The 15,862-nt window shown below is 61.7% G+C and carries 13 protein-coding genes; 9 read left to right on the top strand and 4 right to left on the bottom strand.

Annotated elements, in window-relative coordinates:
* The first annotated feature begins 64 nt into the window (after positions 1-64).
* The 6 genes from G7009_RS00835 (at position 65) to G7009_RS00810 (ending at position 4,788) form a co-directional block, all read left to right on the top strand.
* The gene (locus G7009_RS00835) at positions 65-1,471 is read left to right on the top strand and encodes an ABC transporter substrate-binding protein (protein WP_181128082.1); all 1,407 of its coding nucleotides are present in this window, start codon (positions 65-67) and stop codon (positions 1,469-1,471) included.
* 50 nt (positions 1,472-1,521) lie between these two features.
* Complete coding sequence (locus G7009_RS00830) at positions 1,522-2,307, top strand: ABC transporter permease (RefSeq protein WP_181128081.1); 786 nt, start codon at positions 1,522-1,524, stop codon at positions 2,305-2,307.
* Entirely contained in the window at positions 2,304-3,158 is an 855-nt protein-coding gene (locus G7009_RS00825) for an ABC transporter ATP-binding protein (RefSeq protein ID WP_181128080.1), read from the top strand. Before G7009_RS00830 ends, G7009_RS00825 begins: the two co-directional genes overlap by 4 nt.
* Positions 3,155-4,123, top strand: a complete 969-nt coding sequence (locus G7009_RS00820) for a HEAT repeat domain-containing protein (protein WP_181128079.1) — start codon at positions 3,155-3,157, stop codon at positions 4,121-4,123. The genes G7009_RS00825 and G7009_RS00820 overlap by 4 nt, the downstream gene beginning before the upstream one ends.
* On the top strand, positions 4,120-4,404 hold the full coding sequence (locus G7009_RS00815) for a gamma-butyrobetaine hydroxylase-like domain-containing protein (protein ID WP_181128078.1): 285 nt from the start codon (positions 4,120-4,122) through the stop codon (positions 4,402-4,404). Before G7009_RS00820 ends, G7009_RS00815 begins: the two co-directional genes overlap by 4 nt.
* 183 nt (positions 4,405-4,587) lie before the next feature.
* Positions 4,588-4,788: a hypothetical protein gene (locus G7009_RS00810; protein WP_181128077.1), complete on the top strand. Its 201-nt coding sequence runs from the start codon at positions 4,588-4,590 to the stop codon at positions 4,786-4,788.
* Positions 4,789-5,846: 1,058 nt separating this feature from the next.
* On the opposite strand, the gene G7009_RS00805 is transcribed toward G7009_RS00810, so the two are convergent.
* Entirely contained in the window at positions 5,847-9,122 is a 3,276-nt protein-coding gene (locus G7009_RS00805) for a DEAD/DEAH box helicase (protein WP_181128076.1), read from the bottom strand.
* Between the two features lie 303 nt (positions 9,123-9,425).
* On the opposite strand from G7009_RS00805, the gene G7009_RS00800 reads away from it, so the two are divergent.
* Positions 9,426-10,313 carry an AEC family transporter gene (locus G7009_RS00800; protein WP_181128075.1) on the top strand — a complete coding sequence of 296 codons (888 nt, stop codon included), beginning with the start codon at positions 9,426-9,428 and terminating at the stop codon, positions 10,311-10,313.
* A 121-nt stretch (positions 10,314-10,434) separates the two neighbouring features.
* Here the strand turns inward: G7009_RS00800 and G7009_RS00795 are convergent, their stop codons facing one another.
* Together G7009_RS00795 and katB are read right to left on the bottom strand one after the other, a co-directional pair.
* Entirely contained in the window at positions 10,435-10,998 is a 564-nt protein-coding gene (locus G7009_RS00795) for an ankyrin repeat domain-containing protein (RefSeq protein ID WP_181128370.1), read from the bottom strand.
* A gap of 77 nt (positions 10,999-11,075) precedes the next feature.
* Entirely contained in the window at positions 11,076-12,554 is a 1,479-nt protein-coding gene (gene katB, locus G7009_RS00790; RefSeq protein ID WP_375139523.1) for a catalase KatB, read from the bottom strand.
* A 453-nt stretch (positions 12,555-13,007) separates the two neighbouring features.
* Between katB and G7009_RS00785 the strand changes: the two genes are divergently transcribed.
* Complete coding sequence (locus G7009_RS00785; RefSeq protein WP_181128073.1) at positions 13,008-13,754, top strand: sulfite exporter TauE/SafE family protein; 747 nt, start codon at positions 13,008-13,010, stop codon at positions 13,752-13,754.
* 28 nt (positions 13,755-13,782) lie between these two features.
* On the opposite strand, the gene G7009_RS27975 is transcribed toward G7009_RS00785, so the two are convergent.
* Positions 13,783-14,487 (bottom strand): CPBP family intramembrane glutamic endopeptidase, encoded by a 705-nt coding sequence (locus tag G7009_RS27975; protein WP_181128072.1) that lies wholly within the window; start codon positions 14,485-14,487, stop codon positions 13,783-13,785.
* 512 nt (positions 14,488-14,999) lie between these two features.
* On the opposite strand from G7009_RS27975, the gene G7009_RS00775 reads away from it, so the two are divergent.
* On the top strand, positions 15,000-15,839 hold the full coding sequence (locus G7009_RS00775) for a sugar phosphate isomerase/epimerase family protein (protein ID WP_181128071.1): 840 nt from the start codon (positions 15,000-15,002) through the stop codon (positions 15,837-15,839).
* Positions 15,840-15,862: the final 23 nt, after the last annotated feature.

Genomic DNA, 15,862 nt, shown 5'->3' with positions numbered 1-15,862 from the left:
CGTTTCCCACCACTCGATCCAGTGGCGGAGACGACCCCAATATTCAATGATTCGAGGGGAAACCATGCTCTTGCGCCATACACTTGCTGGCCTCGCGCTAGCCATCGCCGCCGTCTCGGCACATGCGCAAACCATCCGCATCGCCATCGGTACCCAAGACACCACCATCAACTGTGCCACGGGCGGCCTGCTGATTCGTGAACTCGGCCTGCTCGACAAATATCTTCCGCACGACGGCCAGTACAAGGATGCCCAGTACGAAGTGGTGTGGAAGAACTTCACCAGCGGCGCGCCCCTGACCAACGAAATGGTCGCGGGCAAGCTCGACTTCGGCGCCATGGCGGACTTCCCGGGGTCTTTCAATGGCGTCGCCTTCCGCGATGCAGGCAAGCAAAGCCTGTTCATCAGCGTGCTGTCGGGCAGCATCCAGGGCAGTGGTAACGGCATCGTGGTGCCCGCGTCGTCCAGCGTTCAATCGTTGCAAGAGCTGAAAGGCAAGACCATTTCCGTACCCTTCGCTTCCACGGCCCACGGCATGCTGCTTCGTGCCGTCGCCGCCCAGGGTTGGGATCCGCAGAAGGATGTGCGCATCATCGCCCAAGCGCCGGAAATCGCAGGTTCCGCGCTGCGCAGCAACCGGATCGAGGCACACGCCGACTTCGTTCCCTTCGCCGAGCTGTTCCCCAATCGCGGGTTTGCCCGCAAGATCTACGACGGTGCCCAAGCCAACGCGCCGACCTTCCACGGTGCACTGGTAGACGCCGCCTACGCCCGGCAATACCCCGAGATCGTGACCGCCTATCTGCGAGCGAGCCTGGAAGCGGACCGCCTGATCGCTGCCGAGCCGGAAAAATACAGCGAGCTGATCGAGAAGGTCACCGGCATCGAAGCCGAAGTGAACTACCTCTTCCATGGCCCGCTGGGCCTGCAGACCCGTGACTTGACCTGGAAGCCCGAGTACCGCCAGGCCGTAGCCACGTCCATCGACACCCTCAAGTTGTTGAAGAAGACCGATCAAGGGCTCGACACCGAGCAGTTCATCGATGATCGGTTCATCCGTGCAGCCTTCAAGGCCGACGGTCGCGACTATGCGCAGGCCTTGGCCAACTACGCCCAGTTGCCGCTCCAGGCCACTGATGCGGTGACAGGCAAACCGATCACCGACTTCAAGCGCCTGGCGCAGATCTGGGTGCGAGGCGAAGACAAGGTGCGTCATTACGCGTCGCCGGAAGAAGCGCTCAAGGCACTGGCGCGATTGGAAACGGAAGGCAAGGACATCCGCGCCATCTACGCCCAGGCGACCGACAGCGGCATCAAGTTGCTGGCCAACCAGGCCTGGTTCGTGCGCAACGGCAAGGGCGAGCTGAGGCCTTTCCTGCTCAAGGGCCAGGCGCAAACCTACGCCAAGACGCATGGCGGTGAGGCCTTGGATTTCGGCACCGCCAGTCAGTCCGCCGTGGCTTCGCGCTGATACATCCGCTGCGCCATGGAAGTCCGGGCGCAGCGCCTCATTGGAGTCCCATGATGACCTCTCTGCACCGTTGGCCCCTGCGTCTGGCCTCGCTCGCGCTCTGCCTGCTGTTCTGGCAGGTGGCGACCCGCCTGCGCCTGGATCTGGGCCTGCTCACCTTCACCTATGTACCGACTCCCAGGTCGGTGCTGGATGCCGCTTGGGCCCTGGCGGCATCCAGCATCCTTTGGGACCACGTCACCAGCAGCCTGGGCCGGGTCTTCACCGGCTACCTGATCGCCTCCATATGTGGGATTGCCCTGGGCATCGTCATCGGTCGCTCGCGCTGGGCCCAGGACAGCCTGCTGCCCCCGCTGGAAGTCCTGCGACCGATCCCGGCCGTGGCCTGGATCCCCTTGGCGATCCTGATGTTTCCCTCTTCGGAGCTGTCGATGATCTTCATCACCTTCACCGGCGCGCTGTTCCCGGTGCTGCTCAATACCGTGCACGGCGTGGAAGGAGTGGACGCGCGCCTGATCGCCTCGGCACGCAGCCTGGGTGCGGGACGTCTGGCGATCCTGCGCGAAGTGATCCTGCCCGGCGCGGCGCCGAGCATCGTCACGGGCCTGTCCATCGGCATGGGCACCTCGTGGTTCTGCCTGGTCACCGCGGAAATGATCTCGGGTCAGTTTGGCATCGGTTACTACACCTGGGAGTCCTATACCCTTCAGAACTACCCGGACATCATCGTCGGCATGCTGCTGATCGGTGTGCTCGGCATGGGCAGCAGCCTGTTGGTCAAACGCCTCGGCAACCTGCTCACCCCCTGGTATCGCACAGGAGGGCGTCGCGGATGAGCACCCATGCAACCAACCAGCCACTTGGTCGGGTCGAGGTCGAACGCCTTACCATCCGTCTGGGCGAAGGTCAGCAGGCCTTCGAGGCCGTGCAGTCCCTGGATTTCTCCGTCGCGGCCGGCGAGTTCGTCTGCATCCTGGGGCCATCCGGCTGTGGCAAGTCGACCTTGCTCGGCGCGCTGGCCGGTCACCTGACGGCCACTTCCGGTTCGCTGCGTGTCGATGGGCAGGCCGTGGACGGTCCGTCTCCGCAACGCGGCATGGTGTTCCAGCACCACACCCTGTTGCCATGGCGCAGCGTGCTGGACAACGTGGCCTTCGGCTTGAAGATGCAGCGCATCGGCAAGGCCGAGCGGCGCCACCAGGCCCAGGAGTTTCTTCGCCTGGTGGGACTGCAGGATTTCGCCAGCCGCTGGCCTGACCAGCTTTCCGGCGGCATGCAGCAGCGCAGCGAAATCGCCAGGGTGCTGATCAACCGACCGCGCCTGCTGCTCATGGATGAGCCATTCGGCGCCCTGGACGCGCAGACACGCAGCAAGATGCAGGAATTGCTACTGGATATCTGGGGCCGGTTCCGTACCACCGTGGTGTTTGTGACCCACGATATCGATGAGGCACTGTTCCTCGCCGACCGCATTCTGGTGATGAGTCCACGGCCAGGACGCTTCATCGAAGACCTGCGCCTGGATTTCCATCGTCCCCGGCAGGCGAGCCTGCTCACCAGCCCCGAATTCGTGCAGCTCAAGCGTCACTGTCTCGAACTCCTGCGACATGAAGAGGGCCGCGAGTTGCCGCGCCTGACGCCGCTGGGGTTACCCACCGATTTCCCGCCATTGCGAGTTGCCCTATGACCGACCTGACGACCGATAACCCCGATATCCTTGATCTTCTACCCCGGTTGAATGATGACGACGCGGGGGTACGCCGTATCGCCCTGATCGAACTGGCCGACCTGGAAGAGCCGCAGGCCTTGCCCTGGCTGACCCGCGCCCTGGGCCATGATCCGTCTGCCGATGTGCGGGCGGAGGCGGCGCGCTTGCTGGAGGCCTGGGAAGAGCCCGTCGTGGTGAACGGCTTGTGCACCGCGCTGACCGACGCCGACGCCAGGGTGCGAGGTGCCGCGGCGCAGAGCCTTGGCGAGTTGAAAACAGCCGACGCGGGCCGCGTGGTCCTGCCTTGGGCTCGGCATGCCGATCCCTTCGTACGCGCCAGTGCCTTGCGCGCCTTGCGCGAGCTGCGTCTGGTCGACAGCGTGCCGACCGCCTTGGCCGCTCTAGGGGACAGCGATGCCTTCGTGCGGCGTGAAGCCGTAGGCATCCTCGGCTGGCTGAAACAGACGGATGCCTTGCAGCAACTGGCCCGACTGGCCAGCGAGGATGCCGACACCGAAGTACGCCGCGCCGCCACCGGCGCCCTTGGCCTGGCCAGCGATGCCAGTATCCTGCCGGCCTTGCACGCAGCGTTGCGCGATCGTGAGTGGCAGGTACGCGAAGAAGCGGCGACCACCTTGGGCAAGGTTGGCCTGCATGAGGCCGGTCCGGCACTGCTGGAGGCCCTGAACGACAGCTATTGGCAAGTGCGCCTGCGCGCGGTGCGCGCTTTGGGCCGGATTCGCTTCGTCCCCGCACTCGATTCACTGGCGGAGCTGTTGGGGCACGCTATCAGCAACCTGCGCAAGGAGTCGGCGCTGGCGCTGGGAGAGCTGGGCGACCCACAGGCCTTGGATGCCCTGCGCGGCGTCGAGCACGACGCCGACCCGGAAGTACGCAAGGCGGTGCGGATTGCCTTGGCGCAGTTGCAGGCGAAGGCTGTATGACCGCCGCGCCCTTTTCGATCGACACTTCCAAGGCCACCGCCCTGATGACGCTGCGGTGGCTCGATGGCCAGATCACGCAGCTGAGCCATGCCCGGCTGCGTGCCGCCTGTCCGTGCTCGGCGTGTCGAGCGGCCCGGCTAGGCAATACGATTACGGTGGTAGAGCAGGGGGTGACGGTGGTAGCGATCGAAGCGCAGGGGTACGGCGTGCAACTGGTGTTCAGCGATGGACACGATCGTGGGGTTTACCCTTGGGTGTATCTTCGTGAGCTGGACAATTGAATGTCATCGCGCGAGTTGAGCCAGCTCGGATCCGGCCAGACGCAAATCTTCTCGGTCTGAATGCAGGTCTCGTGCACCAGGAGATTCGTGCTCACCGTTCGTCCATCGCACTGCACTCACATGACCCGCGGACGCTCTTACTTGCAAGCGCGGAAAGGCCGCGCGCCAGATTCGGAGGTCGTGATGGATATTGACGAGAGGGCTCCTGGCAATATTTCTCAGGTGGGTATTGGCGGCGAGACTGACAACGAAACGGCGCATGGTCCGAAAAAGGGCGAAGCCGAGGTTCCATTGCCGCCGGACGATGAAGCACCTGTGGAGGAAGAAATGTCGGATGTGGACGCCAACAATTCGGTGTCCAGCGAGCATCCGGATCCACGCTGAGACGCTGAGAAAACCGACTCGATCATCGCATTGGGTTTTGTTTTCTCTATGACCCGAACAAGCCGGCAGGGACGCCGGCTTGTGTCGCTTCCTAGATTCGGATTTTCCCTATTCCCTGTAGTCCTTTCCCAAACATACTCTCGCGGCTTGTAAGCCATTGCAGCGTCGCCAATCCCCATCTGGTCTCGCCCAGTCGTTCGCCAACGACCGGTTTTGACAGGCCGTGGCTGATGGATGGATTACACGTGCACTGCTTTACGGCGGCTGGACGTGGGGCACTTCGTGTGCGCCGAGTTCCTTCATCCTCGGTGTGTCAACCCGCGTACAGCTGCCACCTATTGGTTTGACAGCAGGTGATTGGCGGCTCCATTTGATGGAGGCTACATCATGTTGAAAATCGTCCCGGCCCCATCGTTTCCATCCTGCTCGTTCACCCCTCCGAACACCTCATCTGCGCTCTAGCCATCATTGGCCAGACAGTTTTCACCGATCCACAGCCTCAAGGTCCGTTCTCAAGTCACGCAACGTTGCACGAAATCGGTCCTGCTCGTCTTGTGGTCGAGATGGCATTGAGATGCACCGCTTCCGTGCCAAACCCATAATGGAACAAGACGTTTGCTAAGCATGCGCGCGGAGCGGTTCACATGAATCGACTCTGGCTATTACGCGAGCGCTCGGAGGTTAGGTATGGAGCAAATCGTACTAGCAGCTGCACGAATCACTTCAAAACTATTGGCGTAGGTACTTTTGGGGAAGGTGTAGGAGGGCACTTGGAAGAACGACTTTTCAAAGTCCTCCCTGGCCACGACGTCGATTACGCCCTTGAACAGGCCAGCATCTTGATGGATGGTGTTTACAAGGTCAGTTTGCAAGCTGGGATAATGCAGGACACTAGTCTGGTGTGGCCCCGCACTATCTGAGTGGCATGGCCAAGGCGCTTGTCGAAGATGTGACGCATGGAATGCTGACAGGACCGGTACGCGATTCGCAGCGAGCGATAACGGTAAGCAGCGGCTTGTCAGTGAGAGGCCGCTGCTGCCCCCGTAGACCGATCTGAATCAGGCAGGCGCATCGCTCACCACTGGCATGCCATGTACCCGCAACGGTAACAGATTCCGCTCCGGGGCCATCACTTCACGGAACAGCGCCCGGTTCTTCCAGTCCTCGCGATCTCCGATCACATACAACCGCCGTTTCGCCCGGGTAGCGGCGACGTTGAGCAGGTTCGGCTCGCACACGGCCCAATCCCGCGCACCAGGGTTCTCGGTGCTGCCGCCGAGTACGAGAACGATCACCGCCGCTTCCTTGCCCTGCATCGTATGAATGGTCCCAAAAACGATCTTTGGCGGCAGGAAGGCTGCAAGCTTCGCGCGCACGTCCTGGAAAGGGGTTATCACGGCGATGCCATCTTCGGGCACGCCGTCTGCCTTCAACCGCTCCAGCAAGCGCTTCAAGGCGATGCCTTCATCCCGCACCCAGTTGCCGGAGGAGGGGCCGGGCGCATGCAGCCAGCCGGTCGCGAGGCTGGCGCTGGTCTCCTTGTCCGCCGAAGGTGCGCGTGTCCCGTACGCCATGGCACCGTCATAAGCGATGAGGTTGGCCAGGTCGAACATGGGGCGGTCGCAGCGGCGATGAACCACCAGCGGCAGGCCGACCCAGTTTTTCTGCCCTCGCGGGCCGAGCAGCTTGCCCCATGGGGTCGCCTGGTCGGCAAGGGTCTGAGCGGATTGTCGGTTGCATAGCCAGTGAGGGTCGACCTGGTAGCGGGTACGCATTCGCTCCAGCACTGCGTCGGAAACCGAGACGATAGGTTTCAATTGCAGAGGGTCACCGACCAGCACCGCGCGCTTGGCGCGCCACAGTGCGCCGACGGCGGACTGCGGGGTGGCCTGGCCGGCTTCATCGACCAGTAGCCAGCCGATTTCGCCGCATTTCAGGCTGCCGAACGAGCGAGCGAAGGAGGCGAAGGTACTGCTCAGTACGGGCACCACCATGAACAGCGAAGCCCAGGCCGAGCGCACCAGCTCGCGGGACATGCCCTGATAGTGACCGTTGGTGAGCATGCTGTTGGCAAAGTAGAGGTTGCAGCGCAGACGTTTGGCCTCGAGCTGGAAGAAGGCGCGGTGCAGGTTGAGGGCTTCGATGAAGACCTTGGCTCGGGCTTGGCGCCAGCCCGGTATCACCCAAGGTTCCGATCGCTCGATGTCGCTGCCGTGGCCAACAACGCCACTGTCCAGCCAGTCCACCACGTGCTGGGCATCGTAGGTTCGAGCGAGTTCGCGCGCGCTGTCGATGCGCTGCAACGTCTGCTCACGCAGGGCTGCGCGCTCGAGATCATGGGCAGCCAATTGGCTGTCGAGCTCCTTGAGCTGATCGGCCAAACGCGCAGCCTGGCGTAGAGCGGTGTCATGCGCGCCTCGAGCCAGACCGTGGCTGCTGTCGAGCAGTTTCTGCTTGGCGGCCCAATCGCGGGAAGCGCTGCCCAGGCTCAGCAGGTTGGCGATCCAGCGGGGCTTGCGTTCCAGATGGGCATTCAGCGCTAGCACCTGGAGCTCAAGCGCATTGTGGGCAGTGGCCAGGGTTTGGATGTCGTGGGTGCTCTGCTGGCTTTCGAGCTCGCGACGGTTGTCCTGGAGCCTACAGGCTTGCGCTTCCACGTCGGCGATGCGGGTCTGGGTGTCGATGATGCCCCTGATCATCTCGCCGATCTGGCTGGCGTCCGCGCCGAGCGCTTCGGCAGCGTGCCTGGCCTCCTTGTAGCGCTGTACCGCGGTCTGCCAGGTGCGCAAGCGCTCATCGGAGGTCCACTCGATTTCGGCCTGCTGCGTAAGCCAGCCGAGAAAACCCTTGGGCGTGGTCGTCGAGTCGAGCGCGTCCTTCTCGCTGCTGTCTTCGAGCTGTTCAAGCTCAGCCACATAGAGGTCTTCGTTCTGGGCCAGAACCTCTGCTTCTTCAAGGTCAGCAAGGGGGTTCGGCTCGCGCTGGTTCTCCTTGGCATCTGGCTTGGACGGGGTTTCCCCATAGAAGAAGCGATTGACGAACTGCGTGCGTTTGGCCTTGCTGCCGAGCGCGGCGGAGATCATGCCCCAGGCGGGCTTACCCGTGGTCAGTTCGCCCAGCTCGCTGAAGTAGTCGATCTCGGCTATCCAGGATTCGTCGATCTTGTCTCGCTGCGGCAACTCCAGCGTGACGTTCTCCACCGCGCCGTTGTTGGAAGAGGCGACCACCATCTCGAAACCGAACAGCTCTGGCTTCAGGCGATAGGCGGTCTGTTCGCGCCCGCCGTCATTGGCCACCTCGCGGCCATCCTTCTCGAAAGCAAAAGCGGCGCGGTCGAATGATGCGAGCACATCTGCCCGTTGCGTGACCACCGCTGCCACCAGGTCGCGCAACAGGGTGGTCTTGCCGGTGCCGGGCGGACCGTTCACACCGAGGATACCGGGCGCGTCGGACAGCGTGTGGAGGATGCTGTTGACGGCCAATTGCTGCGAATGCACCAGTCCCAGGTGATCCTCGCTGGGCCAGCAGCCAAGGGCATGGCGCGCCGGAGACAGGCGATCGAGCAAGGCCAGGCTAGCCTTGCCGTCGTCGAGGTGCAGGCGCTGGTCAGGAGAGTGTTGCTGGAGGTAAAGGTCCAGCGCGGCGCTCGTTTCGCCTCGCTCCAGTGCACTGGCAACGTCCGCAAGGTCCGACAGCAGGAAGCTGTTGAGCGGGTCGTCTTCCTGAATCGGCTTGTCCGGGTTGATCGGGGCCGATCGGAAACGGTGTTGACGCGGCTGCTCGCCAAAGAAAGCGTCAAGGCCGAGGCTCTGGCGAATGTACTGCGTCAGCTGCTCGAGACCTTCCGTCGTCACGATATCGCCGAGCAATGCCTTGGCACAGTGGCGGGCGTCTTCCTGCGCGCCCTCGAAACCGTGGGTCCAGTCATTGCCTGCGAGGGCATGCCCGAGGAACCATGCTTCGCTCGATAGCACCAGGCTATCCGTGACCATCATGCCCTGATCGGTGAACTTCAGCGCATACAGCGCGGTTTCCCGGGACCGAGGCTCTGTATAGCCTTGATCCGCGCCATACAAGGTTTCCAGCGCCTTGGCCACAGTCAGGTTGTCGTAGAGATGCGCATAGAGCGTATGACTCCAGACACGTTTTTCCGGCAGCTTCTGCTTGCTCGGCAAGCTCTCTGGCTGCCAAGGCATCGGGCCTTCGGCGGCAGGGATGTCGTGATAGAAAGGTTGGTAGTGATCCTCTTCGTCACGGCTCTTGAGCTTGGGTACCGACTGCGGTTGCAGCAGTTCCACCGCATGCCAATACCGCACGATGCTTGGCTGGTCCATCGACGTCCTTGTGAGCGGATGCTCGATTGGTGCAACGGGGCTTGCCCGAAGTCAGGTAAAGACAGGTTTTCCTGGCGGCAGGCAGCCCGACAGAAGTGCCCTGCAGAAAATTCTTACGGCCATCGTACTGAAGCCTGATACCCCATTACCAGCCTGAAACGTATTCACGGCTTGATCCGCTGCATCGCTGGGGCAACCGGAATCTGCCACGCCCGCGACGGATAGGGCGTACCGAGGGCCACCGGCCTTGCATCCGGACAAAATTACCCTCTAGGATGCCCGTTTCCCCGGAGAACCCTGGCCATGATGGCTGAACTGTTCGCGGTCTTGGCACCCGTCTTCATCGTTGCCGGTATCGGTTACGGCTGGGCGCGCAGTGGGCATGCCTATCCCACTGACTTCATCGCTCGCCTGGTCATGACCATCGGCACGCCGAGCCTTGTACTGTCGACACTGAGCCGGACTCACCTGGATCCCGCTGCCTTTACCAGCATGGCGCTGGCTTGCGTCCTGGCGATGGTGGTCATGGCCGTGCTCGGCAGGCTTCTGAGCAAGGTGTTCGATCACGACTGGCGAGTGCTCGTGCCTGCCTTCATGTTTCCCAACACCGGCAACATGGGGCTGCCCATCAGTCTTTACGCCTTCGGTGAGCACGGTCTGGCGCTGGCCGTGGCGTTTTTCCTGACGTTGTCGATCTTCCAGTTCACCCTGGGGATTGCCCTATCAGGCGGGGCGGCTTCATTACGTAGCCTGCTGCGCAATCCGATTGTGATCAGCCTGGCGCTTTCGTTGCCGATCATCTTTTTCGATCTGCACTTGCCTCGCTGGCTCGCCAATACCGCCGACCTCTTGGGAGGCATGACCATCCCGCTGATGCTGCTGACACTGGGGGTCTCGTTGGCCAGCATCCGGCTGAGCCACCTTGGCAGTGGAATGCTGCTGGGTGGGTTGCGAATTCTGCTGGGAGCGGGTGTGGGCTGGGGGGTAGGGTATGTGCTGGCGATGGAGCCCCTGGCGCATGCTGTCCTGGTCGTCCAATCCTCCATGCCGGTGGCGGTGTTCAACTACCTGCTGGCGGTACGGGCAAATCGATCTCCCGAGCAGGTGGCCAACCTGGTGATGTGCTCCACGGTCCTGTCGTTCGTGGTGTTGCCGGTGATCCTGGCAGGGTGGCTGGCCGTTCTGAACTAGGGGGCGACCGCTGAAAATGGTCTGAAAGACTGATCGAGGCTGCAGATGGCGCTCTTCCTTTGAGTCCACTTCCCATCCATGGCGCCTTGGGTTTCAGGCGTCGTGCCGATATTCCCTGATCTTATTCGCTCCTGGGAGATGTACTCGTGGCCTTTGCCTCCAGCACCTTTGGATCACTGCCGAACCGGCCTTGACTCAACTGCCCCACATCATTGCCTGCCGCATCCTTGAGCGTCAGGTCCGCGCCTTTGCTGGCCAAAGCATCAAGGATGTCCTGACGCTGGAAAAGGGCAGCGTACATGGCTGCTGTCTGGCCGGAATGATTGCGCTGGTCGGGGGAGCAGTCAGCCTCGAGCAGGCGTTTGGCGATGGCCAGGTTGCCCTTGAAGATGGCGCCCATCATCGCCGTGTTGCCGCGATTATCCTGGCCGCAGGGGTCGGCGCCTGCCGCGATCAATTGCGTTACCGCATCTTCCTGGTCGTGGTAGGCCGCAAGAATCAGGGCACTGTAGCCGCGTGAGTCTCGGGTTTCCAGGTCGTAACCGGCCTCTATGAAGGTGGACAGCACATCGGTTCGACCTTCGCGAGCAGCATCGAGAAGCAGCGCCTGCAGTCGTTGCTTGAGCAGAGCCGGGTCTTGGTCGGCGGTCGGTTCGACTGCCTGGCAAGTACCGGCCAAGAGCATCAGGGTGACTAGCCAGATTTTCACGGGTATCTCCTTATCGAGATCGGGCCGCCCGTGGGCAGGCCCGTATGACTGGATCAGTCCTGAAGCTGGCTGGCCAGTTGCTTGACACGTGCGATGTCACCCCCAGCGACGCGGGTCACGCCAGTGCCGTATTCGGGGTCGGCCTTGTAGAGGAACGAGAGCATGGTGTGCTTGCTTTCGGTGTCAGTGGTGGCGAGCGATTGACCGAAGCTGTCGATCAGGTCCTTGCGCTCCTTCTTGCTGTAGGACCGGTACAACTCGCCCGTCTGCTTGAAGTTCTGCTCGCGTTGGATCTTCCTCTGCTGGGTAGTCCCTATCAGAGGCATTTCGCTGTAGCGCGCCGACTCGGTGGCCGGGCGCGGGCTCAACCTGCTGGGTTCGTAGTTGACGCCGCTGGTGGTGTGGCCACTGTTCATGGCCCCATCCTGGTTGCCATTGTTAACCGCAACGACTGGACGGTTGACCGGAAGGCTCATGCCGTTGGCGCCAAGACGGTACAGCTGGGTATCGGCATAGGAGAAGACTCGACCTTGCAGCAAGCGGTCCTCCGAAGGCTCGATACCGGGCACGACGTTGGCCGGTGCCATGGCAACCTGTTCCGTTTCCTGGAAATAGTTGTCGACGTTGCGGTTCAGGACCATCTGGCCGATCTTGCGCTCGGGTACGTCAGGCCAGATCTTGGTCGCATCCAGCGGGTCGAAATCGAAATTGGCCAGCTCTTGCGGCTTGAGGGTCTGGATGTACAGGTCCCACTTGGGGAAATCGCCCTTGTTGATGGCCGTGACCAGATCGTTGGTCATGTGCGCGTAATCCTTGCCCTGGACCTGCTCGACCTGCTTCGGATCGAGATTCTTCACGCCCTGCAAGCTCTTCCAGTGGAATTTGACGTAGGTGACTTCGCCTTTGGCGTTGACGAATTTGTAGGCGTGAACGCTGTTGCCATCCATGAAGCGGTAACCGGCGGGAGTCCCTTCATTGGAGTAGAGCAGGGTCAAGGTGCGAGTGGCTTCAGGTACATGGCTGAAGAAGTCGAAACGGCGCGAGTCATCATCCAGGTTCGTGCGCGGGTCCGGTTTGAAGGCATGCACCATGTCCGGGAACTTGATCGCATCGCGAATGAAGAAGGTCGGGAAGTTATTGCCAACCAGATCCCAGTTGCCATCGGCGGTATAGAATTTGGTAGCGAAGCCGCGCGGGTCGCGCAGGGTTTCAGGTGAGTGATTACCGTGTACCACGGCACTGAAGCGGACGAATACCGGCGTATGCTGTCCGGGTGTGAAAACCTTGGCCTTGGTCAGTTCGGAGAGGTCGGTGCTGGCGACGAATTCGCCATGGACACCCGTCCCCCGTGCGTGCACGACACGCTCCGGAATTCGTTCCCGGTCAAAGCGCTGCAGCTTCTGGATCAGCTGTACGTCCTGGAGTAGTGCTGGACCACTGGCACCGGCCGTCTGGGTGTTCTGGTTGTCTCCGACACGCGCGCCGTTATCGCGAGTCAGTGGGTCGGCTTGAGCGGTCGACAAGGCAACCATACTGGCCGTCAACAGACCCAGGGCATAGCCCGAAAGAGTTCTGACCTTCATTTACGATCTTCCCCAACTTATTGATAATTATTGATAAATCGAAGGGAAGGCTAGAGTGGTTATTACGCTCGGCCCAATTGAATTCCTCCACGTAGGCCATGCAATGTTTTAATTGTTCTAAAGGTGAGGCGCCATGGTGTTCGGCATCTCGAGGGCGATGAAGACGCAAAATAGGCTGATCAGGACGTCAGTTGAAGCAGTGCGAATGGGCACTAAGGCGCGTCAGACTCGTACGTTCCTGAAGAACCAGGACCCGACCCCGTGGTGCATCCAACAAGCTGAAAGACCTGGAGCCTACCGCGTGCCGACTCCAGGCGGGCGCCCTCGCAGAGCAGCACACGCTTGCCTTGCGCCCGCTGACTCGCTTTAGAATGCCGATCCTGCTCACGCACACGGCCTCCCATGGATCCTCTCTACCTCATCGCACTGGGCGCCATCGTCGCCGGCTTCGTCCAAGGGCTTTCCGGCTTCGCCTTCGGCATGGTCGCCATGTCGTTCTGGGCCTGGAGCCTGGAACCCCGTGTCGCCGCCACGCTGGCCGTCTTCGGAGGGCTGACCGGTCAGCTCATCGCCGCATTCACCGTACGCCGTGGCTTCAGTTGGCCACTGCTCTGGCCCTTCGTGCTGGGTGGACTGGCCGGCATACCCATGGGCGTGTGGGTGCTGCCCTACCTGGACATGCTCTGGTTCAAGGCGGCGTTCGGGACCTTGCTCGTGCTTTGGTGCCCAGTCATGCTCCTGGCGCCACGCCTGCCGCGGTTGCGGGGCGGACGGTTGGCCGATGGGGTAGTGGGGATGGCCGGTGGCGTACTGGGCGGGCTCGGAGGTTTCACCGGCGCGGTGCCGACGCTGTGGTGCACCTTGCGCGGCTTCGACAGGGATACACAACGGGCAGTGGTCCAGAATTTCAACCTCTCCATGCTGATGGTCACCATGCTGACCTACGTGGGCACAGGCATGGTGACCCGGGAGATGCTGCCGATGTTCGCGGTAATGGTGCCTGCCATGCTGCTGCCGACCTTGCTGGGCACCCGAGTCTACGTAGGGATCAGCGAGCTGGCGTTTCGGCGGATCGTGCTGGGCCTGCTGACCTTGTCCGGGATAGCCATGCTTGGGGCGTCGGTGCCGCAGCTGGCCGGGCGAATGTAACCAGGGATTTCTGCCTCACGGCTGTCCCTCAGAGAACCTGCGCCAATATCTGATTCGTAGCCAGGCCGGCCACCTCGGCGGCGGCGTGCAGCAGCACCGGCACCAGCAGACCTCCGCTGCGCACCCGTGCGACCGCCAGTACCGCGCCCACGATGAAGATCGTCGCCAGGGTGACAAAGTTCTCGTACTGATAGTGGCTGAGCGTAAAGATCACCGTGGTCGCCAGTACCGCCGTCCACGCCCAGAACTCGCTTCGTTGGTAAGGAAACAGGCGCAGGAGAAAATGGCGATACAACAATTCTTCGGTGATCGGCGGAAACAGGATGAGGAAAGCGATCAGCAACGCGATCTGCCCGCGATCCAGGTCGTCGTAGAAGGTGACCATGAAAGGTTCACGCGGCAGATCCAACAGCACCATCGACACAGAGCCACAGACGTACGTGGCAATGATGCAGCCGAGCCCCAAGAGAAAAGGGCGGCGAAAACGGGTACCCAGGATGGCTCGCGTGACACCGGTCTTGCGGTACTGCACGCAGAGCAACACGCAGAGCGCGAGCGCCCAGTACCCCATCAAGCCGATGCTGTACAGACTGGTGAGCTGTGACGGCGGGGCCAACAGGAACAAGCCTAGGGTAATACCCAGACATGACCCGATGGCAAGCGCGAGCATGCCGAAACGTTTATGGAAACGGTAGCCAGGCTCTGCGGCTGAGTCGCAATGGAGCGGATGCACGAGATGTTCCTTGTAGGGGGCAATCGCCGCGCATCATGCCGTCAATGGTCCTTCGGGATCAATGGCTGTCGCCGGGACATCCGCTCAGGGCCGATGCCCTGGTCAAGTACCTCATTTACCCGCCACCGCCGATACGTAGGTCAGGCGCCGTGGCTCATACCTCGTGGGCTTGGGCTCAACCTGCGGTTGATGTCTGCGCAAGATGCGCAATACACCCCATAACATTGCCAGGGCTATCGCCATCCAAGCCGAGATCAAGCTAAAGAGGGTCATTGCAAGGCTCATAAATACTCTCCTGTGCGTTGGCGTCTTCTTGCTCTCCTAATAGATGACAGGCTGCCATCACTGGGATTCACTTCGATCGCCCTTGGGCACGGACGAATGGTCGAATTCAGGTGCCGAAGGCAGGCGGGAGGAACCCTGGTCAATGCAGCCTTTCATATCCGCCAGTGCCTCTATCAAGGGCCTCCAGCCGTATCACGAGGCGAGTGAGCCTCGTCAAGGAGCAAAGCATGACTTTCAGTGTGGTTTCCTGGACCCTGGGTATCACCGAGGTGGATCCTCTCGTCGACAAGCTCAAGGCGCTGGGCCTTAATGGTGTGCAATACGCCGGTGATCATCGCGACGTGCACCCCGGCGAGCTGCGCCGCAAGACGCATGAGGCGGGCATCAGGATCATCGCCATCGATCCGTTCAATGCAGCGCCGGCCCACCCCGACCAAGCGAGCTCGGCCACGGCCATCGAGTACTACAAGCGGGTCGTCGACTTTGCGGTGATGGCCGGGGCGGTACCCGTTACCCTCCATGGCTTGTCGTTATGGACGCGTAATTGCCCCGATGCCGCCAGCGCGCGGCAGCGCTTGGTCGAATGCTGCAAGTCGGTCGATACGTACGCCCGCGAGCGCGGCATTCGTACGCTATACGAGGTGTGCAACCACTACGAAGTCCCTCTGATCCATACGGCGGCGCAGTGCCATGCGCTGATGGAGGAGGTCGGGGGTGGCAATATGGGCATGATCCTCGACAGCTTTCATATGAACATCAATGAGCCCGATCCTCTACGCACGCTGCGCGAGAACGCCCGGCAACTCGCGATCTACCATATTTCCGATTCCGGTCGCGGCGGCATCGGCACCGGGCATATCGACTTCGCCGCCCAGCACGCGGTGCTGAAGGAAGGGGGCTTTACCGGGGAGGTCGCGGTGGAGCCGGTGCTGGAGCATCTGACACCCAGTAACGCGCCATCGAGCGATGCCGACAGGCAACGGCTGGACCGGCAAGTGGTGAACAGTGCGCAGACTTGGCGTGGCTACGAGGCAGGACAGCAACAATGCCGACAGGGAGGGAGTTGATAAAGCGAAGGCCACGGTAGCAT

This window comes from Pseudomonas capeferrum, assembly GCF_013523055.1.
GTDB lineage: Bacteria > Pseudomonadota > Gammaproteobacteria > Pseudomonadales > Pseudomonadaceae > Aquipseudomonas > Aquipseudomonas capeferrum_A.
The sequence above is the reverse complement of the archived record's forward strand: the minus strand, read 5'-3'. Positions and strand labels throughout refer to the sequence as shown.

Bases quoted from the DNA above. Each gene is read 5' to 3' on its own strand.
- G7009_RS00835 (WP_181128082.1), top strand. From the start codon at position 65: ATGCTCTTGCGCCATACACTTGCTGGCCTCGCGCTAGCCATCGCCGCC.
- G7009_RS00830 (WP_181128081.1), top strand. From the start codon at position 1,522: ATGATGACCTCTCTGCACCGTTGGCCCCTGCGTCTGGCCTCGCTCGCG.
- G7009_RS00825 (WP_181128080.1), top strand. From the start codon at position 2,304: ATGAGCACCCATGCAACCAACCAGCCACTTGGTCGGGTCGAGGTCGAA.
- G7009_RS00820 (WP_181128079.1), top strand. From the start codon at position 3,155: ATGACCGACCTGACGACCGATAACCCCGATATCCTTGATCTTCTACCC.
- G7009_RS00815 (WP_181128078.1), top strand. From the start codon at position 4,120: ATGACCGCCGCGCCCTTTTCGATCGACACTTCCAAGGCCACCGCCCTG.
- G7009_RS00810 (WP_181128077.1), top strand. From the start codon at position 4,588: ATGGATATTGACGAGAGGGCTCCTGGCAATATTTCTCAGGTGGGTATT.
- G7009_RS00805 (WP_181128076.1), bottom strand. From the start codon at position 9,122: ATGGACCAGCCAAGCATCGTGCGGTATTGGCATGCGGTGGAACTGCTG.
- G7009_RS00800 (WP_181128075.1), top strand. From the start codon at position 9,426: ATGATGGCTGAACTGTTCGCGGTCTTGGCACCCGTCTTCATCGTTGCC.
- G7009_RS00795 (WP_181128370.1), bottom strand. From the start codon at position 10,998: ATGCTCTTGGCCGGTACTTGCCAGGCAGTCGAACCGACCGCCGACCAA.
- katB (WP_375139523.1), bottom strand. From the start codon at position 12,554: ATGGTTGCCTTGTCGACCGCTCAAGCCGACCCACTGACTCGCGATAAC.
- G7009_RS00785 (WP_181128073.1), top strand. From the start codon at position 13,008: ATGGATCCTCTCTACCTCATCGCACTGGGCGCCATCGTCGCCGGCTTC.
- G7009_RS00775 (WP_181128071.1), top strand. From the start codon at position 15,000: ATGACTTTCAGTGTGGTTTCCTGGACCCTGGGTATCACCGAGGTGGAT.